Source organism: Caulobacter soli (assembly GCF_011045195.1).
GTDB lineage: Bacteria > Pseudomonadota > Alphaproteobacteria > Caulobacterales > Caulobacteraceae > Caulobacter > Caulobacter soli.
This window is the reverse complement of sequence record NZ_CP049199.1, coordinates 4,884,581-4,905,806: the sequence shown is the minus strand read 5'-3', so window position 1 is coordinate 4,905,806 and position 21,226 is coordinate 4,884,581. Positions and strand designations below refer to the sequence as shown.

Genomic DNA, 21,226 nt, shown 5'->3' with positions numbered 1-21,226 from the left:
GGCCTGCCTGAGGCCAGGACTCAATACGCCGCCGTGAACCGCGCCCGGCCGTGGCGGTGCTGCTCAAGCTCATCGACCATGGCCAGGGCGTAGTCGGCGAAGCTGATCTTGCTCTCGCCAGCCGCGTCGACCACCAGCTGGTCGCCGCCCAGCCGGAACGTCCCCAGGCGCGGTCCCTCGAAGATGAAGGCGGCGGGCGAGAAGAAGGTCCAGTCGATCGCCGTCTCGCCGCGCAGGGCGTCCAGGAACGCGATGCCGCCCTGGGCCATCGTCTTCCAGTCCTCGGGGAAGTCCGGCGTGTCGATCAGGCGCTTGCCGGGCGCGACCTCCAGGCTGGCCGCCCCGCCCGTCACCAGCAGGCGGCCGACCCCGGCCTGGCGCAGAGCCGACAGCAGGGTTTCGGCCGACACGTCGAAGTGCAGGGCGCTGATCACCGCCTCGCTGCCCTTGATCAGCGTGGCCAGGGCGACGGGATCCGACGCGTCGCCCGCCACCGCCGTGACGCCAGGCGCGGCGGGAATGGCTTCGGGCTTGCGGGCGACGGCGGTCACCTGGTGGCCGCGCGCGGCCAGTTCCTGGGTGATCTCCGAGCCGGCGCGACCGCTGGCGCCCAGAACCGTGACCTTCATGATGTGCTCCTTGGTTTCCATAAGTGACCAGGTGCGCTAGGGAGACTGGTCATGCAAGACGGCACCTTTCCCTCCCTTGGTCACCTCCAAGAAACCAGCCCCGCGGGCGGCCTCGAGGCCGGCGTCGCGGCCATCAGCGCGCGAGGCGACGTGTTCGCCGCCGACTGCCCCACCCGCAAGCTGCTGGACCGCGTCGGCGACAAGTGGAGCGTCCTGATCTTGCAGCTGCTGGGCGACGTCGACATGCGCTTCAGCGACCTGAAGCGCCGCATCCGTGGCGTGTCGCAGAAGATGCTGACCCAGACCCTGCGCTCGCTGGAGCGCGACGGCCTGGTCACCCGCCGGGCCGAGGCCACGGTTCCGGTGACGGTGACCTACGGCATAACGCCCCTGGCGCGCGATCTGCTGGCGGCCTTGCGGCTGATGATCGACTGGGCCGAGACCCGCATGCCCGAGGTGGCCGCCGCCCAGCGCCGCTACGACCAGAACGGCAAGCCCTCGCATTCGTCGCCGGGCGCGCCTAACTAGGCAGTCGCCAGCTAGAGCCCCGGAGTCGTCATGTCGCTGAGAGTCGCCGTCCAGATGGATCCCGTCCAAGGGATCAACATCGAGAACGACACCACCTTCCTGATGATGTGGGAGGCTCAGGCGCGCGGCCACAAGCTGTGGTTCTACACGCCCGACAAGCTGTCGATGGAGGACGGCCGGGTGTTCGCCCGCGCCCAGCCGCTGGTGCTGACCAAGACGCAAGGCTCCCACGCCCAGCTGGGCGAGACCGTGCTGCTGGACATGAAGGACGATGTCGACGTGGTGCTGATGCGCCAGGACCCGCCCTTCGACATGGCCTACATCACCGCCACCCACTTCCTCGAAAAGGTTCACCCCCACACCCTGGTGGTCAACAATCCGGCGGAGGTGCGCAACGCGCCGGAGAAGCTGTTCGTCACCGACTTCCCGGGCGTCCAGCCGCCGACCCTGATCACCAGCGACCACGAGGCGATCTACGACTTCCGCGCCCGGCACGGCGATATCGTCCTGAAGCCCCTGTACGGCGGCGGCGGTTCGGGCGTGGCGCGGCTGTTGGCCGATGACCCCAATCTCGACGCCCTGCTGGAACTGCACGCCATGATCGGCCGCGAGCAGGTGATCGCCCAGAAATTCGTCCCGGCCGTGAGCAAGGGCGACAAGCGCATCCTGCTTGTGCACGGCGAGCCCGTGGGCGCGGTCAACCGCGTGCCGGCCGCCGGCCAGGTGCGGTCCAACCTGCGGGTCGGCGGCCGGGCCGAGGCGGTGGACCTGACCGCGCGCGATCTCGAGCTCTGCGCGATCATCGGCCCGGAACTGAAGAAACGCGGCCTGCTGTTCGTGGGCATCGACGTGATCGGAGAGTACCTGACCGAGATCAACGTCACCTCGCCGACCGGCGCCCAGCAGCTCAAGCGTTTCGGCGGCGCCGACGCCGCGGCGATCCTCTGGGATCGGATCGCCGAGCTAAGCTCTACCTGAGGATTAGGAACTACTTCTAGACGACTGAATCGTCACACTTTCCTGAAACGTTCGTTTTTCGTTCTTGCTCCGCTCCAACGGCCATGCTTGGCTTGTGGATAAATCAGTGGGCAAGGGGGCGGAATCCCAATGGCGGCAAAGGTCGTCACGGTGGCGTTCGAGGGCGTGGAGGCGCGTCGGGTCGACGTCGAGGTGCAGCTTACGGGCGGCGCTCAGGTCATGGTCATCGTCGGCCTGGGCGACAAGGCCGTGGCCGAGAGCAAGGAGCGCGTGCGCGGAGCATTCGCCGGCCTGGGCCTGTCCCTGCCGCCCAAGCGCATCGTCGCCAATCTCGCGCCGGCCGATCTGCCGAAAGAGGGCAGTCACTACGACCTGCCCATAGCCCTGGCCGTGATGGCCGCCATGGGCGTCATTCCGATCGACGCGCTCGACGGCTGGGCGGCGATGGGAGAACTATCCTTGGACGGACGGATCGCCCCCTGCGCCGGGGCCCTGCCGGCGGCCATGGCGGCCGGCGCGATGGACTTAGGCCTGATCTGCCCCGAGGCTTGCGGACCGGAAGCGGCCTGGGCGGGTGGCACCCGAATCCTGGCCCCGCGCTCGCTGGTGGCGCTGATCAACCATTTCCGGGGCGGCCAGATCCTGTCGGCGCCCTTGCCCGGCCCGGTGGTCGAGGGCGAACCGGGCAAGGACCTGCGCGACGTCAAGGGCCAGGAACACGCCAAGCGGGCGCTGGAGATCGCCGCCGCCGGCTCGCACAACCTGCTGTTCTGCGGTCCGCCGGGCTCGGGCAAGTCGATGCTGGCCCAGCGCTTGCCGGGGCTCTTGCCGCCCCTGAGCTCGCACGAACTGCTGGAGACCTCGATGGTCCATTCGGTGGCGGGGCTGATCGCCAAGGGAACGCTGACCCGCGCGCGGCCCTATCGCGCGCCGCATCACAGCGCCTCGATGGCGGCCCTGACCGGCGGCGGGCTGAAGGCCAAGCCGGGCGAGGTGTCGCTGGCGCACAATGGGGTGCTGTTCCTGGATGAGCTGCCGGAATTCGGGGTGCAGGCGCTGGATAGCCTGCGTGGGCCGCTGGAGACCGGCGAGGTGATGGTCGCGCGGGCCAACGCCCATGTGCGCTATCCGGCCCGGGTGCAGCTGGTGGCGGCGATGAATCCCTGCCGCTGCGGTCATGGCGGGGCTGGACGGGGGGCGTGCGGCAAGGCTCCGCGTTGCATCCGCGACTATCAGGGCCGGGTCAGCGGTCCGCTGATGGACCGCATCGACCTGGCCGTCGACATGCCGGCAGTCACCGCCGCCGACCTGGCCTTGCCGCCGCCTTCGGAAGGCACGGCGGAAGTCGCGGCGCGGGTCGCCCAGGCCCGCCGGTTGCAGCTGGAACGGGCGATCGACATCGAAGGCGCGCCGATCGGGGCCGAGGCGCTGAACGGCCGCGCCGAGGGGCGGTATCTGGAGAAGATCGCCGATCTCGACGAGGCCGGACGAAGCCTGCTGGCCCGCGCCGCCGAGGCCGGCCAGATCAGCGCCCGAGGCTGGACCCGCGTCCTGCGCCTGGCCCGGACGATCGCCGACCTGGAGGGCGCGGCCAGCGTCCGACGCGTGCACGTGGCCGAGGCCCTGGCGCATCGGCGGACCAGCGCGATGGGGGCGGCGACAGGCGAAGCGGCGTTCTGAGAGCTGAGACGCTCCGTCCCTCCCCCTCGCGGGGAGGGTGGCGGCGAAGCCGACGGGTGGGGGATCGGTGCAGGGTGTGGGACGGGCCTGGTTCTGCTGAGTCATCAAACCCCACCCGACCCGCTACGCGGGCCACCCTCCCCACAAGGGGGAGGGAAGGGCAATTTGGCTGTCTATCCTCAGCGTATAGAGACTAAAGTTAAGCAAAATCAACGCCCTGAACTTTCTCAACCCCAATCTATCCTCACCCTCCCAAACCGCCCGTATCCTGCTTGCACCTGAGAGCACGGGGAGGGCGCACGTACGGCGACCGATGCGGCTTTCGGGGGTGGTCGAGCGGGAAGCGCTCGTCGGTGGTCTTGAGTGACGCTTCGGACGTCCTGGGCAGGTTCCTTGAAACACAGGACGAAGCCCAGGCGGCGAGGGATCGGCGAACGCAGCAGGTGCGGGCTGAAATCGCTCGCACGGTCCGGAGAGTTCAGCCAACTCTCCGCCCGTCGGGGGCCTCCATCGGAGCGGGTTAAAAATCCGCGATCCGAAGGCTTCTGGAAAACGGTCCACGCGAAGCGCCTGCACTTCGTCGAAACGGTACAAACATCAAAGCTACTCCGGGCGAGGCCCGGGCGCTTCGCACCCTTCCCAAATCTTCAGCGGCGGTCCGCGTGAAGCGGCGAAGCTGTGTGATTTTAAAGCCTCCCCCTGTGGGGGAGGTGTCGCCCAAAGGGCGACGGAGGGGGGAGTGATAGGCCGATGGCCACAACCCGGATCGACGACCCTAAAACTCCCCCCACCGATCGCTTCGCGATCGCCTCCCCCAAAGGGGGAGGCTTGTGTCTCCTACTTCGTCAGCGGTCGCAGGATGATCTCGACCCGGCGGTTCTGGGCGCGGCCTTCGGCGGTGTCGTTGGAGGCGATCGGCTGGCGCTCGCCCTGACCGGCGACGAAGACGCGGTCGGGCAGCACCCGGCCGGGGCCGGTCAGATAGCCGGCCACCGAGCTGGCGCGGCGTTCCGACAGGGTCTGGTTGTAGTCGTCCGGACCGCTGCTGTCGGCGTGACCGACCACGTCGATCGTGGTCTGGGGATAGGCGTTCAGGGTGCGGGCCACGTCGTCGAGCACGCGGGTGAACTGCGGCTGGACCTCGGACTTGTCGACGGCGAACGTCACGTCGCTGGGCATGACCAGCACGATCTGGTCGCCGTTACGGCGGATCATCACGCCCGAGCCTTCCAGGCTGCGGCGGAAGTCGGCCTGCTGACGGTCCATGTAGTTGCCGGTCGCGCCGCCGGCCAAGGCGCCGATGCCCGCGCCGATCAGCGCGTTCTTGCGGCCCTGCTCGCCCTTGTTGGTGTTGGTCAGATAGCCCAGGGCCGCGCCGATGCCGGCCCCGGCCAGGACGCCGGTCCCGGTGTTGTTGCGCACCGGCATGCCGGTATAGGGATCGGTGGTGGTGCAGGCGGCCAGGGTCAGGGCGCCCAGCATGGCGACGCCGATGGCGGTCTTGTTCATCATCACGATCTTTCCCTCTTGCGGCCTTGATCCGAGGCTATGCCCCGTGGTCCCTGGCGTCTTGAATGGTTGCGAGGCAAAACGCCTCTCGAATGGTCAAGTTCCAACATCACACATGACGCCAGCATGAGCGGGGACTTCGCGCCCGCCAGCTGACGGTGTAGTAAGTCCTGTCTTACTACTGCCCCCGCTACCAACCTCAAGGCCCACGCCCGTGTCCGCATCCGCCATCGAACCCGTCTCGTTCACCCTGTATTCGAAGGACTTCGACAGGTTCGCCCAGGCGCTGGGCGCCTCGTTCGAGCGTTACGGCTTCGCGGTGCTGTCGGACTACGACCTGCCGCAGGACCGCATCGACGCGGCGGTCGACGACGCCAAGGCCTTCTTCGCCCTGCCGGTCGAGATCAAGAAGCAATATGCCGGGATCAAGGGCGGGGCGCGGGGCTACATCCCGTTCGGGGTCGAGACCGCCAAGGGCGCCACGCACCACGACCTGAAGGAATTCTGGCACATGGGCCGCGACCTGCCGCCCGGCCATCGCTTCCGCGCCACCATGGCCGACAATGTCTGGCCGGCCGAGATCCCGGCCTTCAAGCATGACGTCAGCTGGCTCTACAACGCCCTGGACGCCATGGGCGGCAAGGTGCTGGAGGCGGTCGCCACCTATCTGAAGCTGGACCGCGACTTCTTCAAGCCGACCGTCGAGAACGGCAACAGCGTGCTGCGCCTGCTGCACTATCCGCCGATCCCGGTGGACGCGACCGGCGTGCGGGCCGGCGCCCACGGCGACATCAACACCATCACCCTGCTGCTCGGCGCGGAAGAAGGCGGGCTGGAAGTGCTGGACCGCGACGGCCAGTGGCTGCCGATCAACCCGCCGCCCGGCTGCCTGGTCGTCAACATCGGCGACATGCTGGAGCGCCTGACCAACCACGTGCTGCCCTCGACCCAGCACCGCGTGCAGAACCCGCCGCCCGAGCGCCGCGGCGTGCCGCGCTATTCGACGCCGTTCTTCCTGCACTTCGCGTCGGACTACGAGATCAAGACCCTGCCCAACACGATCACGGCCGAAAATCCGGACCGCTATCCGGAGTCGATCACGGCCGACGAGTTCCTCCAGCAGCGCCTGCGCGAGATCAAGCTGGCCTAGGGCTTAGGTCCTCCCCCCGTGGGGGAGGCGATCGCGTAGCGATCGGTGGGGGGAGTTTTTAGGATCGTCGATCCTGGAGCCGGCCATCTGCCGACGCCCCCCACCGTCAGCTTCGCCGACACCTCCCCCACAGGGGGAGGGGCCGCTACTTGCTGATCCGCAGGTTCTGGATCGAACCGGCGATGGTGTTGAACACCGAGGTCAGTTCGTCGGCGTCGTTGACGTCGTAGTACATGTCCAGCTTGGTGGCGCAGCTCTGCAGGATGGCCTTGGAGTGGCTCGAGACGCCCACCCCGATGGCGTAGATCTGCACGCCTTCGGCCTTGGCGTTCGCGCACAGCATCGTTTCACGATCGTCGATCGCGTCGCGACGGTTGGTGGCCGTCGAGCTAGCCGTCAGGGCGGTTCCGCTGGCGGTCTTCAGCCGGCCCTGGGCGATGTAGCCATAGCCCGTGTAGATCGAGTTGTTGGGGTTGCCGTAGACGTCGTTGGTGTTGTCGCCGTCGGTCAGCAGCACGATGACCTTGGTGGTCTTCTTGCCGTCGGCGGTGGTCGGGTTCACGCCGTCGGCGAACGGCGCGTTGTTCGACAGGGTGTGCCAGCCCCAGGCCAGGCCCATGGCGACGTTGGTGTTGCCGACGGCGATCATCTGGCCAAGCTTGGTCTTGACCGCGTCGCGCTGGGTGGTGGTGCGGACATTGGTCAGGCGCATCAGGCTGGTCAGACCGCAGCCGGCGTTCGGGCCGTAGGACGAGCCGGACTTGGCCTGGCTGATCACATTGTTCTTGTTGCTGGACGCGTACTTGGCGATCGGCGTGGACCGCGTGGCCCAGGCCGTGGGCGCGGTGCCGCTGGGCGAGACGCCATCCGGCAGCCAGTTGTTGGCGATCGGATAGTTGGTGTTCGTCGTGCGGGAGTCGCGATAGCGCGTCGTGCTGGACTGGTTGACGCCGACGACGTTGTCGTCGGGCTCGTCCGGCGCGAAGAACGGGATGAACATCGAGGCGGGGACCGAGGTGCTGGGCGGATCGTCGGTGACGTCATAGGGCGCGGGCCGGCTTTCCACGCATCCGCCCCAGGTCAAGCCCAGGTTCGACAGCAGGGTGAAGCGGTCCTGGTTGGTCGCGAAGATGTCCGTTCCGTAGCCGCTGCTCGGCATCTTGCCGGTCAGCCAGCTGGTCTGGCCCTGATAGGTCGAGCCGACATTCACCGTCATCGAGAACGGCACGACGCTGATCTTGACCGCGTCGGTTTCGCTGGCCGTGGCCGCGGCGGCGGCCAGCACGTCGACCAGGGACTTGGAGGCGTCGATCAGGGCGTCGATCTTCTTGGCGCCCGAGCCCAGGGTGCTGGCCATCGAGCCGGTGTTGTCGAGCACCAGGGCGACTTCCAGCTTGTTGACCGAACGGGTCACGGTGGCGCCGGCCGCCACGTTGGAATCGCCGGTGCTCCAGAGGTTGGAGATGATCGGCTTGATCGTGACGTTCTTGATCGAACCGACCACGGTGTTGTTGGAACCCAAGGCGAAGGTCGAGTTGTCGCGGGTCAGGGGCACGCCCAGGCCGGCCATCTCGGTGGCCAGGGCCGCGTCGCCGATGGCGTCGAGATCGGCGTTGGTGGTGGCGGTCGAGCGGGCGGCCATCAGGGTCGCGGCGTCCAGCGCGTCCTGCAGCTGCCGCTTCTGGACGCTGGCGCGGCTCAGGTCGATCAGGCCGAACGCCAGGACGGAGATGGGGAGCAACAGCAGCGCGAACTGAATGGCGATGGCCCCGCGCTCGTCAGTGCGAAGGCGCGCCACAAGGCGTTTCCACATGGTCATGAGCAAGGCCCGACTCCCCAGAGATCGGGCATTATCGCCAAGGACGGTGAACGGGCTGCAAACGACGATGGTGAATCACGGCCTCTGAAGGTCAAGGGCCGCGACGCCTCGTCCTTTTGGAAAAAGCGGCGAGAGCTGCTATATCCTCGCCTCGATCCTTAAAATTCCTGACCCCGGACCGCCCCTTGAGCGTCACCCTCGACCTGTCGCGCATGGCTCCCTCTTCTTCGAAAGAAGGGGCCGCCGCCGCAAAGCCGCTGATCAACCTGTCGGGCCTGACCCGTCCGCAGATGGTCGCCGCCCTGACCGAGAGCGGCGTGGTCGAGCACGGCAAGGCCAAGATGCGCGCCACCCAGATCTTTCGCTGGGTGCACCATCGCGGCGTGACCGACTTCGCCCAGATGAGCGACGTGGCCAAGGAAACCCGCGCCCGGCTGGCCGAGCAGTTCACCGTCGCGCGTCCCGAGGTGGTCGAGCGCCAGGTCAGCAAGGACGGCACCCGCAAGTGGCTGATCCGCATGGCCCCGGGCATCGAGGTCGAGACCGTCTACATCCCGTCGGTCGGCCGTAGCGGCGCGCTGTGCGTCTCCAGCCAGGTCGGCTGCACCCTGAACTGCAGCTTCTGTCACACCGGCACCCAGGCCCTGGTCCGCAACCTGACCGCCGCCGAGATCGTCGCCCAGGTGCAGATCGCCAAGGACGACCTCGCCGAATGGCCGTCGGACAAGGAAGACCGCCTGCTGAGCAATATCGTGTTCATGGGCATGGGCGAGCCGCTCTACAATCTGGGCCAGGTGGCCGACGCCATCGAGATCATCAGCGACAACGAGGGCATCGCCATCTCGCGCCGCCGGATCACGGTCTCGACCTCGGGGGTGGTTCCGCAGCTGGACGCCCTGGGCGAGAAGACCCAGGCCATGCTGGCGATCAGCCTGCACGCCACCAACGATCCGCTGCGCGACGTGCTGGTGCCGCTGAACAAGAAGTATCCGCTGGACCAGCTGATGGCCGGCATTCGCGCCTATCCGGGCATCAGCAACGCCCGCCGGGTGACGTTCGAATACGTGATGCTGAAGGGCGTCAACGACAGCCCCGACGAGGCCCGGGCCTTGGTCAAGTTGATCAAGGGCATCCCCGCCAAGGTCAACCTGATCCCGTTCAACCCGTGGCCGGGCAGCGACTATCAGTGCTCGGACTGGACGGCGATCGAGACCTTCGCCGCCATCCTCAACCGCGCCGGCTACTCCTCGCCGATCCGCACGCCCCGGGGCCGCGACATCCTGGCCGCCTGCGGCCAGCTGAAGAGCGAGAGCGAGAAGGTCCGCGCCTCGGCCATGCGCAAGCTGTCGATGGCGGCCATGGCCGGCGTGCTGGACGACGAGGACGAGGCGGCCGCCTAGATGCCGGACGTCGCCGCGCCGGACGCCGCCATGATGGCCGGCCCCGAGGCGTTGGCGCGCTTCCTCGAGACAGCCGACGAGCGCCTCGTCCTGCGGGGCGTGTTCTCGGTGGGCGAAGTCACCATCCTCGAGAACTTCCCACCGCACGTCTTCATGGGCCAAGCCGGTCTGGATCACTGGCGCGACCTGATGGCCCGGCACGTGAGGGCGATCACCGATCTTCGCCACACGTTCGGCCCGCCGCAGGACTTCGCGCGGACGGACGACCTGGTCTATTTCTCCCTGCCCACCCGCTGGACCGGCGTGCGCGACGGCAAGCGGTTCGACGAGCAGGGCGGCTGGTCGTTCGTGCAGGTGCTGGAAGATGGGGGCTGGCGGATCCGGTCGTACGGCTGGTCGGTCGTCAGCTTCGCCCAGTAGCGTCTCGCTTGCCAGACGAGCCCCCTACGCACGGCGCTTGATCCCGTGCTAGCAATGCGTCCCTCAAGTTCGGGGATTACCGTTTCATGTCGCCTCAGCTCCAGTCGCCCGAGATCCAGGCCTTCGCCAGCGGCTTGCCGCTGACGCTGATGCACGCCGCCATCACCCTGGTGATGCTGGTGATCGGCACGGCGCTCTACGCCCTGCTGACCCCGCACAAGGAGATCAAGCTGATCCGCGAGGGCAACGCCGCCGCCGCCCTGTCGCTGGGCGGGGTGATGGTGGGCCTGGCCATTCCGCTGGCCACCTCGCTGTCGGCCTCGGTTTCGCCGCTGGAGATCGTGCTGTGGGGCGTGTCGACCATCGTCGTCCAGCTGCTGGTCTTCCGGATCACCGACATGCTGCTCAAGGGCCTGCCCGAGCGGATCAACGAGGGCGAGGTCGCCGCCGCCGCCCTGCTGGTCGGCGCCAAGATCGCCACCGCCCTGATCCTGGCCGCCGCGGTGGCCGGCTGACGGTCGGGCGAGCGGGGGCGGTTTAAGTGCATTTCCCGAAGCTTCCGGACTGGCTGATCTACGGGGCGGTGGTCAGCGCCCTGCTGGTCGTGGCCGTCGGCCGGCAGGAGCGTTCCGACGCGCCGCCGCCGCCGCCGCCGGTGCCGGGCGATGTTGGCCTGCCGCTGGGTCCGGCCTCGCCGTTCGATCCGTCCGTGGTCGTCCAGGTGCCCGAAAAGGGCCAGCCCGGTAGCGGCACGGCGTTCTCGGTCGACGACGGCGGCTCGTGGCTGACCGCCCGGCACGTGGTCGACGGCTGCCGCCAGGCGGCGATCGTCGTGGCCGACGGCCGAGGCGTGGCGGCCCGCATCACGCTGGATCCGTCCGGCGACGCGGCCATCCTGACCACCGAGGGCGGAGCCCCCGCCGTGCCGTTGCGCGGCGTGGCCGAGCCGCCCCGGCGCGGCGAACGAGCCTATCATCCGGGCTTTCCGCAAGGCCATCCGGGCGAGGTCACCTCGCGCCTTCTGGGCCGCGAGAACCTGGTCATCCGGGGGCGCGGCGCCCGGGTCGAGCCGGTGCTGGTCTGGGCCGAGGTCGGACGGACCGACAATCTGAAGGGCACGCTGTCGGGTCTGTCGGGCGCGCCGGCCCTCGACAGCGCCGGTCGGGTGATCGGGGTGACGGTGGCGGAATCGCCGCGCCGGGGCCGGATCTACACGACCGCCCAGGAGACGATGGACGACCTGCTCAAGCAGAGCCGCCGCCGTCCGGCCAGCTTCGCCCTGGGCGAGGCGATCACCACCGAGAACTACGGCCGCGTGGCCGACGGCCTGCGCCGCGACCTGCGGGTGGCCCAGGTGGTCTGTCTGAAGAGCGAGACCTAGGTAACGCCGCTCATCCCGGCGAATGCCGGGACCCAGATCGTTGAGCAGAGAGTCTGATTGGACAGGCTCAACGTTCTTGGTGTCGACCACCCCGCCATTCCATCTGGGTCCTGGCGTTCGCCGGGATGAGCGGATTGGAGGATCAGGCGATAACCTCTTCCCCCGTCTCGGCCTCAGCCTCCGCCTTGGCCGCCATGTGGGCCGGCTGCCTCGCGGCGACCAGGAACGACAGGGCGATGGCCACAACGCCGATCAGGGCGGTGTAGATGAAGAAGGCAGTATAGCCAGCCGCCATGGCCGGGGCGCTGACCCCCAGCTTGGCGCCGGCGGCGGTGAAGCTTTCAGGCGGCAGGCGGGTGAACAGGCCCTTCAGGGCGCCGACCGGGCCGCCGGCTTCCGCCGCGTGGGCCGAGGCCTCGACGATCCGCCCCGACTGCGAGGCGATCAGCTTGCCGGGCAGGGCGTAGAGCGACGAGAACAAAGCGTATTGCGTGGCCGTGAAGCCCGCCGTGGTCAGGCTGGACATGTAGGCGATCAGGGCGGTGCCGGCCACGCCGCCGGCGATGTTGTCGATGCAGATCGAGGCGAACAGCATCGGCACGCTGTGGCCGCTCATGGCCAGCAGGGCGAACATCAGGTTGCTGATCGGCTGGGCGAAGGCCCCGACGATCAGCGCCTTCATCAAGCCGAAGCGCGCCACGACCACACCGCCCAGGAAGACGCCGGCCATCGAGGCGATGATGCCGAACACCTTACGGATCTCGGCGATCTCGGTCAGCGAGAAGCCCATGTCCCGGTAGAACGGGTTCATGATGTTGAGCACGAAGTCCGACACCCGGTAGACGCAGATCGCCGCCAGGATCAGGCCGGCCACCCCCGAGAAGCGGGTCAGGAACTCCTTCAGCGGCGAATAGAGCGCGGTCGACAGATAGACGCCGGGCTTGGTCTTGACCTTGGGGATCGGCCAGGCGGCGACCACGATCACGGCCAGGCCGGCCAGCACGCCGAGAAGCTGCAGCCAGATCCCCGTCTGCTTGTCCTTCCAGGCGTCGGCCAGGGCCTCGCCGCCGGCGAACTTGGACAGCAGGCTGGCGTCGCCCGACAGGCCCGAGCCGACCAGCAGGGCGCCGACCACCAGGATGGCCAGGCGCGCCAGCCATTCCAGGATCTCCAGCGCCTTGGGCTGGTTGACGCCGTCGGTGTGGATCGGCCGGATGGCGTGGGCCGCCTCGCGCGGCGCCGCCAGGGTCGAGATCACGCCCACCACCATGGCCCCGGCCATGGCGAGGTAGGAGATGTTCCAGCCGAAGCGCTCGGCCAGCAGCAGCGGCACGGCGCCGGCCATGATCATGGCCCCGCGATAGCCCCACTGCACGGCCACGGCCATCTGGCCTTGGCGCTCGGTGTCGACCACCTCGATCCGCCAGGCGTCGATGACGATGTCCTGGGTGGCGGTGGCGAAGCCGACGACCACGGCGATGGCCGCCATCAGCGGCAGGTTCTGGGCCGGATTGACGCCGGAAATGGCCAGCAAGCCCAGGATGATCACCGCCTGGCAGGCCAGCATCCAGGCGCGGCGATGGCCGACCAGCCCATGCAGGATGGGGAGTTTGGTGCGGTCGATCAGCGGAGCCCAGAGGAACTTGAACGAGAACGACAGCGTCGCCAGGCTGAAGAAGCCGATCACCGCCAGCGACAGGCCGGCGTCCCGCAGCCACAGCGACAGGGTGTCGAAGATCAGCATGTAGGGCAGGCCCGAGGCGAACCCCAGGCCCAGCATCACCAGGCTGCGGCGCTCGCCGAAGAAGGCCAGGGTCTGGAGAAGCGTCTTCTTCTGCGGCGTCGGCGCGGCGTCGTCGGTCATGCGTGGCGGTCCCCGAAGCGGGGAAACCGCCCCGCCCTTAGCCGGCGACCTTGGCGCGTGTCGCCGCTTTCGTCCAGCCGAGGCCGGTCCAGTTGGTCAGTACGCCGCGCAGGGCGGCTGGTGTCAGGGGCTTGGCCAGGAAGTCGTTCATCCCGGCCGCCAGGCAGGCGCGGCGATCCTCGTCGAAGGCGTCGGCGGTCAAGGCGACGATCGGGGTGGTGACGCCGCGTTCGCGCAGGGCCTTGGTGGCCTCCAGGCCGTTCAGGCCGGGCATGCGCAGGTCCATCAGGATCAGGTCGTAGAAGCCGCGCGATAGGGCCGAGACGGCCTCGTCGCCGCTGGCGATGCGGTCGACCTTGCAGCCTTCGCGCTCCAGCAGGGCGCGAGCCAGCAGGGCGTTGATCGGGTTGTCCTCGGCCAGCAGCACGCGCACCCCGGGGGCGGCGGCCGGGGCGATGCGGTCGTCCTCCAGCGCCTTGGTCGGGGTCGGGGCCGGGGCTTCGACGGCGGCGGACTTGGCGGCGCGGGCCTCCAGCACCTGGGCGATCAGCGAGGCGCGGCGCAGCGGCTTGATCAGATAGCCCAGGCCGGCGGCCTTGAGCTTGGGAATGCGGTCGCGCTGGTCCGGCGTCAGCAGAACGACGCAGGCGCGGCCGGCGGGCGGCTTCAGCGCGCCGCGCGGGGAGGCCAGGGCGACGTCGAGCAGCAGCACGGCCTCGGGCGGGGCGCCTTTGAGAGCCTCGGCGACCGTCTCGCCCGACAGGGCCTGGCCGCCGCTGGCGCGGATCTGGCGGATGGCGGCTTCGCGGATCATGGCGTTGGGCGAGGCGATCGCGACGGCGCGACCGGTCAGGGGCAGTTCCGCGGGTGCGGTCGGCGCGAAGTCGAACGGCGCCTCGAACCAGAAGTCGGCGCCCTGGCCCAGCTCGCCGCCGACCCCGGCCTCGCCGTTCATGGCGCCGGCCAGGCGGGCGACGATGGCCAGGCCCAGGCCCGCGCCGCCCAGCTGGGCCTGGTGCGAGGGATCGGTCTGAACGAAGGCCTCGAAGATCGCGGCCCGGGCTTCGGGGGCGACGCCCGGCCCGGTGTCGCGAACGGAGAAGCGGATGCGGCCATTGGCGGTGAGATCGGCGCTCAGCAGCACGCCGCCAGCCTCGGTGAACTTGATGGCGTTGCCGGCGTAGTTCAGCAGCACCTGCCGCAGACGGCCCTCGTCGGCCAGGATGGTCGGCAGGCCGGGCGCGACGGCCCAGGCGATCTCGATGGTCTTCTCGTGAGCCCGGGGGCTGAGCAGCTCGGCCACCTGGCGCAGCAGGTTCTCGACATCGACCGGAGCGGCGTGCAGCTCGATGGCCGTGGCGCCCAGGCGAGCGAAGTCCAGCACGTCGTTGACCAGCGACAGCAGGTGGTCGCCGCTCTCGCGCAAGGCGCCGACATAGGCCCGCTGTTCGGCGGTCAGGCGGGTGCCCTCCAGCAGCCGCGCCATGCCCAGCACGCCGTTCAGCGGGGTGCGGAACTCGTGGCTGAGGGTCGCCAGCTGTTCGGGGGTGACCCCGGCGGAGGAAGGACGGTTGCTCATGAGCCGCGACCTTAGCGAGCGCGGCTTAACGTAGGGTATGCGGGGAGGCGAGCGGGCGCGGCCTAGTGCATCGTTCCAGTCGGGGCGTTGGCCTCGACGGCGACGGTGGCCAGCACGGCGCGGCGCTCGTCCAGCACCTCGACCAGCAGGCTGCCGTCTTGGGCGAACTCGTCGGCGTTGTCGCGCAGCCACTCGCCGGCGATCCGCGCCGCCTCGATCTTGGCCGCATCGAGATCGTCGAATAGCGCGCCCTCCTCGTCGGTCAGCACGTGGCCGTCGCTGAGCTGGAAATAGTACCGCATTGGTTTGAACCTTCCTGTGAAAGGGAAGGCCCCGCCGGAGTGTCCGGTTCCCGACGTTGAAATCCTCCCCCTGTGGGGAGGTGTCGGCGCGGCCGACGGAGGGGGGAGTTTGCCGAGCTGGGTCTGCTCCCCCCCACCGGCGCCTTCGCGCCGCCTCCCCGACAGGGGGAGGGCCGCGTAACCGCTACTTCGCGGCCTCGCGCTTGGCGGCTTCGCGTTCGGCGCGTTCCTTCAGTTCCTCGTCGAGACTGGCGGTGTCCCAGGCGCCGGTCGCATCGCCCGGACGCAGGCGCGCCAGGTCGGCGTTGAGCAGCTTGTCCATGGTCTGGGCCGCGTCGCGCGAGGCCAGGATATAGGCCTCCTCCTGGCCCCAGACGGGACGCAGATCCTCGAACGACTTGCGGTCATGGCGGCGGAAGATCGCCCCGGCGCGGTGAGCACGGTGGGCGCGGTAGCCCAGCTTCTGCAGGGCGGTGGTGCCCAGGGCCAGGGCGGCCTCGAACGTCTCGCGCTCGACCGCGTCGGCGCCGTTGGCCAACAGGTCATAGGCGTGGCGGCGGTCCCAGGCCCGGGCCAGGATCACCAGATCGGGGAAGGCCTTGCGGGCGGTCTCGACCAGCTCGACGGTCTTTTCGCGGTCGTCCAAGGCGACGATCAGCATCCGGGCCCGCTCGATGCCGGCGGCGCGCAGCAGGTCCATTCGCGTGGCGTCGCCATAGTGCACCCGGCGGCCGAAGCGGCGCAGCAGGTCGATCTGCTCGATGTCGCTGTCCAGCACGGTCGAGCGGAAGCCGTTGGCGGTCAGAAGGCGGCCGGTGATCTGACCGAAGCGTCCGAAGCCGGCGATGATGATGTCCGGCTCGCCGTCCTCGAAGGCCCCGGTGTCGGGAATCTGCTTGGGAATGGCGGCGTCGAACATCTGGGCGATGCGTTCGTAGAGGATCATCGCCACGGGAGTCAGGGCCATGGAGACGGCCACGGCGGCGGTCAGCAGGGCCGCCAGGGTGGCGCCGATCACGCCGGCCCCGACCGTGAAGCTCAGCAGGACGAAGGCGAACTCCCCGCCCTGGGCCAGGGCCGTGGCGACGGCGGCCGCGCCTCGCGCCGGGGCGCCGAACAGTCGGGCGATGCCGAACAGGACCCCGAACTTCAGGATCATCAGCCCCAGGACCAGGCCGATCAACACCAGCGGCTGGGCGGCCACCAGCTTCAGGTCGATGCCCGCGCCGACGGTGATGAAGAACAGGCCCAGCAGCAGGCCGCGGAACGGCTCGATGTCGGTTTCCAGCTCGCGGCGGAACTCGCTCTCGGCCAGGACGACCCCGGCGAGGAATGCGCCCAGAGCCGGCGACAGGCCGACGGTCTGCATGATGCTGGCCACGCCCACCACGATCAGCAGGGCGGCGGCGGTGAAGATCTCGCGCAGCCTGGCCTCGGCGATGAAGCGGAAGATCGGCCGCACCAGATAGCGGCCGCCTCCGACCACGACGCCCACGGCCGCCAGCACCGACAGGCCCTGGGCCCAGGGTGGCAGGTGAGCGATCAGGCTGGCGCCGCCGTGGGTCTCGACCGCGCCCGCATGGACCGGCGGGGCGATGGTCGCCAGGGTCGGCAGAAGCGCAAACATCGGGATGACCGCCAGGTCCTGCAGCAGCAGGATGCCGAAGGCGGCCCGTCCGACCGGTCCCTGCCTCAGGCCTTTCTCGTCCAGGGTCTGCAGAACGATGGCGGTGGACGACATGGCCAGCACCATCCCGACGGCCAGCGCGGTCTGCCAGGGCAGGCCCAGCAGCATGGAGACCCCGGCGATGGCCAGCGAGGTGCCGACCACCTGGGCGCCGCCGAAGCCGAAGATCGCCTTGCGCATGTCCCACAGGGTCGAGGGCTGGACCTCCAGCCCGATCAGGAACAGCAGGATCACAACGCCGAACTCGGCGAACTTCATGATGTCGGTCTGCTCGCCGACCAGCGACAGGGCGAACGGCCCGATCACCACGCCAGCGATCAGGTAGCCCAGCACCGAGCCCAGGCCCAGGCGCTTGGCGATCGGCACGGAGATGACGGCGGCGCCGAGATAGACCAGGGCTTGCAACAGGAACGGCATCAGCGGTTCATCCCCTCTGGCGTCCCGCGGGTCTTGTCATTTTCCTCGCCAAACGTCATGCGCCCAGCTCCGCGTCGGCGGGGGCGGTCATCAGCGAGCCGATGCGGGCGCGATAGCGCAGGGCCTCGGCCTTCAGCTCCTCGTCGTCCTTGGTCGCCGCGCCGTGCACCACGAACGGCGTCTCCCAGACCATGCCGCACAGATAGGCGGTCTGTTCCAGGGGGCGCAGATATTCGTCCAGGGTGAAGCGGTTGTAGCCATGGGCGTGATAGGCCTTGGCCGCCCCGCCGGTGGTGCAGGCGGCGAACAGGCGCTTGCCGGCCATGGCGTTGCCGTCCAGGCCGTAGGCGAAGCCATGCAGCCAGACCAGGTCGAACCACTCCTTCAGCAGGGCGGGGGTCGAGTACCAGTAGAGCGGGAACTGCACGGCGATCACGTCGTGCGCCATCAGCTTTTCCTGCTCGGCCTCGATGTCGATCGCGAAGTCCGGATAGGTCTCGTAGAGATCGTGGAAGGTGACGCCCTCCAGGCCCTTGGCCGCCTTGGCCAGGGCGCGATTGGCGCGCGAGCGTTCAAGCGCCGGATGAGCCAGGGCCAAAAGCACGCCCGAGGTGGCGGGCGTCACGAGGCCGGTGGTAGCGTCGCTCGGGTCTGTCTTGGGCTGAACCTGATCCGTCACGTCGCTGCTCCAGGCCTCGAAATTTTATTCATCACGGGTTGAATTTCTCCGTCCGGCGGCTCAGAGCAGTCGCCAAACGTCGCTCCGGGAGGAACCATGGTCGACAAGGTGAAGTCCACAGCCGCCGAAGCGCTGGCGGGTCTTTTATTCGATGGCATGACCATCATGGCCGGTGGTTTCGGCCTGTGCGGTATTCCCGAGAACCTGATCGCGGCGATCCGCGAGACGGGCGTCAAGGACCTCACGGTGGTCTCCAACAATTGCGGCGTCGACGGCTTTGGCCTGGGGATCCTGCTGGAGAACCGCCAGATCAAGAAGATGGTCTCCTCCTATGTGGGTGAGAACAAGCTGTTCGAACAGCTCTACCTCTCCGGCGAGCTGGAACTGGAGTTCAATCCGCAGGGCACGCTGGCCGAACGCATTCGCGCCGGCGGGGCGGGCATCCCCGCCTTCTTCACGCGCACCGGCTACGGCACCCTGGTGGCCGAGGGCAAGGAAACCCGCGAGTTCGACGGCGAGATGTACGTGATGGAGCGCGGCCTGACCGCCGACCTGTCGATCGTCAAGGCCTGGAAGGCCGACGCCGAGGGCAACCTCGTCTACCGAAAGACCGCCCGCAACTTCAATCCGATGATGGCCACGGCCGGCAAGGTCACCGTCGTCGAGGTCGAGGACCTGGTGGAAATCGGGGCCCTGGACAAGGACAACATCCACACGCCCGGCATCTATGTCGACCATATCGTCAAGGGCGCGAAGTTCGAGAAGCGGATCGAACGCGTGACCACACGCCCGAAGGAGACCGTCTGATGGCCTGGACGCGCGACGAGATGGCCGAACGGGCGGCCAAGGAGCTGCGGGACGGCTTCTATGTGAACCTGGGCATCGGCATCCCGACCCTGGTGGCCAACTACATCCCGCAAGGCATGCATGTGACGCTGCAGAGCGAGAACGGCATGCTGGGCATGGGCCCCTTCCCCTACGAGGGCGAAGAGGACGCCGACCTGATCAACGCCGGCAAGCAGACGATCACCGAGCTGGACTCCAGTTCGTACTTCTCGTCGGCCGACAGCTTCGCGATGATCCGCGGCGGCCACATCGCCCTGTCCATCCTCGGCGGCATGCAGGTGTCCGAGACCGGCGACCTGGCCAACTGGATGGTGCCCGGCAAGATGGTCAAGGGCATGGGCGGCGCCATGGATCTGGTGGCCGGCGTCAAGCGCGTGGTGGTGGTCATGGACCACTGCGAGAAGTCCGGCGCGCCCAAGCTGCTGCACCGCTGTTCGCTGCCCCTGACCGGGGCCGGGGTGGTCGACCTGCTGATCACCGAGCTTGGCGTGTTCGAGATCAATCGCGGCAAGACGCCGGTCAAGCTGATCGAACTGGCGCCGGGCGTGACGGTTGACGAGGTGAAGGCCAAGACCGAGGCGGCGTTCGAGGTCGGGGTTTAAGATCAAGTTCTTCCCTCCCCACGAGGGGAGGGAAGAACAGTTCTACTTTGCGCTCGCCCCGGGATCCCGCCAGGACGCGTTCGGCGGCAGGCCGGTCACTGGATCGCGCGGCACGGGTCGAAAGCCCTGGGCGATGAACAGGTCGGTGCGGCGCGAGCGCTTCTTGTCCAGGCGTACACGGACGATCTGCAGGTCGGAGGTCGTCGCGAAGTCCCGCTGGATCTTGCCGCGATAGGTCCCTTCCAGACTGGCGATCAGCGCGCGTCGGCCCAGGGCCGCGTCCAGCGGCGCCTCGGTCTCGGCCTGATTGCGGGCGGCGATCTCGTGCACCCACATCCTCAGCGGCGGGGCGGCCGGCGTGCCGAAATAGTCGCGACCGTAATAGGCGGCGACATTGTAGAGAAAGCGGTCGTCGACGGCGACGGCGGTCAGGCCGCCGCGCAGGGCCTGCTCTTCGCGCGAGCGTTCGATGATCGCCTGCACCGTCTGGTCCCAGCCCCGCGCTCGCTTGAAGCTGTTGGACATGCCCATGGCGTCGACCGTGCGCGGATTGATCACCCAGGCCAGGAACACCGCCGCCAGCAGCGCCTGCAAGGCCAGGCCGCCGATCAGCCAGCGGCGGGCGCCCCAGCGCAGCAGCCAGGCCGCGACCAGCACCGAACCGGCGACATAGGCCGCGCCAGCCCAGTTGGCGTTGGCCCGGGACACGAAGGCCTGCGCCGCCACCGTGACCAGTGGCGGTATGGCGAAGCACAGCAGCAGGACGTCGGCCTGGGCGAGCCGCTTGCGGACCGCCAGCAGGATCGCCCCGCCCCCCAGCACGGCGAACGGCACGGGGCCGAACACGCCGAACTGCGAGCCGAGAAACAGTCCCAGCTCCAGCGGATTGAACAGCTTGCCGGCCTTCCAGTTGGCGTTGGCCGCCGTGTGCTCCAACGTCGCGAAGTGATGCTGGTAGTTCCAGATCATGTTGGGCGCGAACACCACGAACAGAGTGGCGAAGAAGGCGACCGCCATCGCCGGGGTCCAGGCGCGCCGGGCGTCGCGCGACAGGAACAGGTGCGCGCCCAGGCTGGCCAGGGCGTAGATCGCCGCGTACTTGCTGAGGAACGCCATGCCCAGGGCCGCGCCCATGCCGGCGGCGACCCAGATCCGGGCGCGGGGCGAGGCGTGGGGCAGGGCGACGCAGGCCCAGATCATCAAGGCCAGGAAGAACAGCAGCGGGGTGTCGGTGGTGATCAGCACCGACGACAGTTGGATGCCGGGCATCAGGCTGAAGAACGCCGCGGCGACCAGGCCGACCCAGGCGCCGCCACGTTCGTCCCCATAGAGCCGCGTCGCGATGCGGGAGGTGACCAGGGCCGTTCCGGCGTTGATCAGGGGCGAGCCGATGCGCAGCCAGGGCTCGGCGTCGCCACCGACGCCGGTGGTGGCCCAGATCAGCCAGGCGATGACCGGAGGTTTGGAAAAATAGCCGAAATCCAGATGCCGCGACCACAGCCAATATTGGGCTTCGTCCGGGTACAACTCCAAGGTCGTGACGAACAGCGCAACGACCCGCAGAATCGTCAGAACGCCCACCAAGAGGAGCGTCAGCCGCCAGGCGCGCGCCTGGGTCGATCGCTCGGTTTCATCAAGGGGCACGCTGATTTCTCCCGCATAAGTAAGAGGACGCTGACTAAATGTGTTGCAACGGCGCCCGTTATGTCGGGTTTCTCCGCGTGCGTGGCGTTTCCGTCACCAAACCTTCTAAATT

Annotated in this window: 19 protein-coding genes; 10 read left to right on the top strand and 9 right to left on the bottom strand. The window is 68.5% G+C overall.

The features are described from left to right. Positions 1–20: 20 nt before the first annotated feature. Positions 21–629, bottom strand: coding sequence for an NAD(P)-dependent oxidoreductase (locus G3M62_RS22835; protein WP_165190837.1), 609 nt, complete (start codon positions 627–629; stop codon positions 21–23). Between the two features lie 51 nt (positions 630–680). Here G3M62_RS22835 and G3M62_RS22830 point away from each other — a divergent pair, with 51 nt between their 5' ends. The 3 genes from G3M62_RS22830 to G3M62_RS22820 all read left to right on the top strand — a co-directional run bounded on the left by G3M62_RS22830 (position 681) and on the right by G3M62_RS22820 (position 3,815). Continuing rightward, a complete protein-coding gene (locus G3M62_RS22830) occupies positions 681–1,157 on the top strand; it encodes a winged helix-turn-helix transcriptional regulator (protein ID WP_165190836.1) in 477 nt (158 codons plus the stop codon). 30 nt (positions 1,158–1,187) lie between these two features. Beyond that, positions 1,188–2,135: a glutathione synthase gene (gene gshB / locus G3M62_RS22825; RefSeq protein WP_165190835.1), complete on the top strand. Its 948-nt coding sequence runs from the start codon at positions 1,188–1,190 to the stop codon at positions 2,133–2,135. 129 nt (positions 2,136–2,264) lie between these two features. Then, on the top strand, positions 2,265–3,815 hold the full coding sequence (locus G3M62_RS22820) for a YifB family Mg chelatase-like AAA ATPase (RefSeq protein WP_165190834.1): 1,551 nt from the start codon (positions 2,265–2,267) through the stop codon (positions 3,813–3,815). 837 nt (positions 3,816–4,652) lie between these two features. Here G3M62_RS22820 and G3M62_RS22815 read toward each other — a convergent pair. Then, positions 4,653–5,327 carry a YiaD family glycine zipper/OmpA-like lipoprotein gene (locus G3M62_RS22815; protein WP_165190833.1) on the bottom strand — a complete coding sequence of 225 codons (675 nt, stop codon included), beginning with the start codon at positions 5,325–5,327 and terminating at the stop codon, positions 4,653–4,655. Between the two features lie 211 nt (positions 5,328–5,538). On the opposite strand from G3M62_RS22815, the gene G3M62_RS22810 reads away from it, so the two are divergent. Then, positions 5,539–6,474: an isopenicillin N synthase family dioxygenase gene (locus G3M62_RS22810; protein ID WP_165190832.1), complete on the top strand. Its 936-nt coding sequence runs from the start codon at positions 5,539–5,541 to the stop codon at positions 6,472–6,474. A gap of 145 nt (positions 6,475–6,619) precedes the next feature. Here G3M62_RS22810 and G3M62_RS22805 read toward each other — a convergent pair whose 3' ends face one another. Further along, positions 6,620–8,272, bottom strand: coding sequence for a TadE/TadG family type IV pilus assembly protein (locus tag G3M62_RS22805; protein ID WP_246263389.1), 1,653 nt, complete (start codon positions 8,270–8,272; stop codon positions 6,620–6,622). Between the two features lie 206 nt (positions 8,273–8,478). Here G3M62_RS22805 and rlmN point away from each other — a divergent pair, with 206 nt between their 5' ends. The 4 genes from rlmN to G3M62_RS22785 all read left to right on the top strand — a co-directional run bounded on the left by rlmN (position 8,479) and on the right by G3M62_RS22785 (position 11,494). Next, on the top strand, positions 8,479–9,693 hold the full coding sequence (gene rlmN / locus G3M62_RS22800) for a dual-specificity RNA methyltransferase RlmN (protein ID WP_165190830.1): 1,215 nt from the start codon (positions 8,479–8,481) through the stop codon (positions 9,691–9,693). Then, positions 9,694–10,113 (top strand): hypothetical protein, encoded by a 420-nt coding sequence (locus G3M62_RS22795; RefSeq protein WP_165190829.1) that lies wholly within the window; start codon positions 9,694–9,696, stop codon positions 10,111–10,113. Positions 10,114–10,199: 86 nt separating this feature from the next. Next, complete coding sequence (locus G3M62_RS22790; RefSeq protein ID WP_165190828.1) at positions 10,200–10,628, top strand: DUF350 domain-containing protein; 429 nt, start codon at positions 10,200–10,202, stop codon at positions 10,626–10,628. A gap of 26 nt (positions 10,629–10,654) precedes the next feature. Continuing rightward, positions 10,655–11,494 carry a S1 family peptidase gene (locus G3M62_RS22785; RefSeq protein ID WP_165190827.1) on the top strand — a complete coding sequence of 280 codons (840 nt, stop codon included), beginning with the start codon at positions 10,655–10,657 and terminating at the stop codon, positions 11,492–11,494. A gap of 142 nt (positions 11,495–11,636) precedes the next feature. Here G3M62_RS22785 and G3M62_RS22780 read toward each other — a convergent pair whose 3' ends face one another. From G3M62_RS22780 to G3M62_RS22760, 5 genes are all read right to left on the bottom strand, one after another. Beyond that, the gene (locus G3M62_RS22780; RefSeq protein ID WP_165190826.1) at positions 11,637–13,358 is read right to left on the bottom strand and encodes an AmpG family muropeptide MFS transporter; all 1,722 of its coding nucleotides are present in this window, start codon (positions 13,356–13,358) and stop codon (positions 11,637–11,639) included. Between the two features lie 37 nt (positions 13,359–13,395). Further along, complete coding sequence (locus tag G3M62_RS22775) at positions 13,396–14,937, bottom strand: response regulator (RefSeq protein ID WP_165190825.1); 1,542 nt, start codon at positions 14,935–14,937, stop codon at positions 13,396–13,398. A 62-nt stretch (positions 14,938–14,999) separates the two neighbouring features. Beyond that, positions 15,000–15,239, bottom strand: coding sequence for a DUF6894 family protein (locus tag G3M62_RS22770; protein WP_165190824.1), 240 nt, complete (start codon positions 15,237–15,239; stop codon positions 15,000–15,002). A 184-nt stretch (positions 15,240–15,423) separates the two neighbouring features. Beyond that, positions 15,424–17,343, bottom strand: a complete 1,920-nt coding sequence (locus G3M62_RS22765; protein WP_165190823.1) for a monovalent cation:proton antiporter-2 (CPA2) family protein — start codon at positions 17,341–17,343, stop codon at positions 15,424–15,426. A gap of 55 nt (positions 17,344–17,398) precedes the next feature. Then, entirely contained in the window at positions 17,399–18,022 is a 624-nt protein-coding gene (locus G3M62_RS22760; protein ID WP_165190822.1) for an NAD(P)H-dependent oxidoreductase, read from the bottom strand. A 96-nt stretch (positions 18,023–18,118) separates the two neighbouring features. Here G3M62_RS22760 and G3M62_RS22755 point away from each other — a divergent pair, with 96 nt between their 5' ends. After that, complete coding sequence (locus G3M62_RS22755; RefSeq protein ID WP_165190821.1) at positions 18,119–18,829, top strand: CoA transferase subunit A; 711 nt, start codon at positions 18,119–18,121, stop codon at positions 18,827–18,829. Next, on the top strand, positions 18,829–19,470 hold the full coding sequence (locus G3M62_RS22750) for a 3-oxoacid CoA-transferase subunit B (protein ID WP_165190820.1): 642 nt from the start codon (positions 18,829–18,831) through the stop codon (positions 19,468–19,470). Before G3M62_RS22755 ends, G3M62_RS22750 begins: the two co-directional genes overlap by 1 nt. A gap of 42 nt (positions 19,471–19,512) precedes the next feature. On the opposite strand, the gene G3M62_RS22745 is transcribed toward G3M62_RS22750, so the two are convergent. Next, positions 19,513–21,114, bottom strand: coding sequence for an ArnT family glycosyltransferase (locus tag G3M62_RS22745; protein WP_165190819.1), 1,602 nt, complete (start codon positions 21,112–21,114; stop codon positions 19,513–19,515). Between the last annotated feature and the right edge of the window lie 112 nt (positions 21,115–21,226).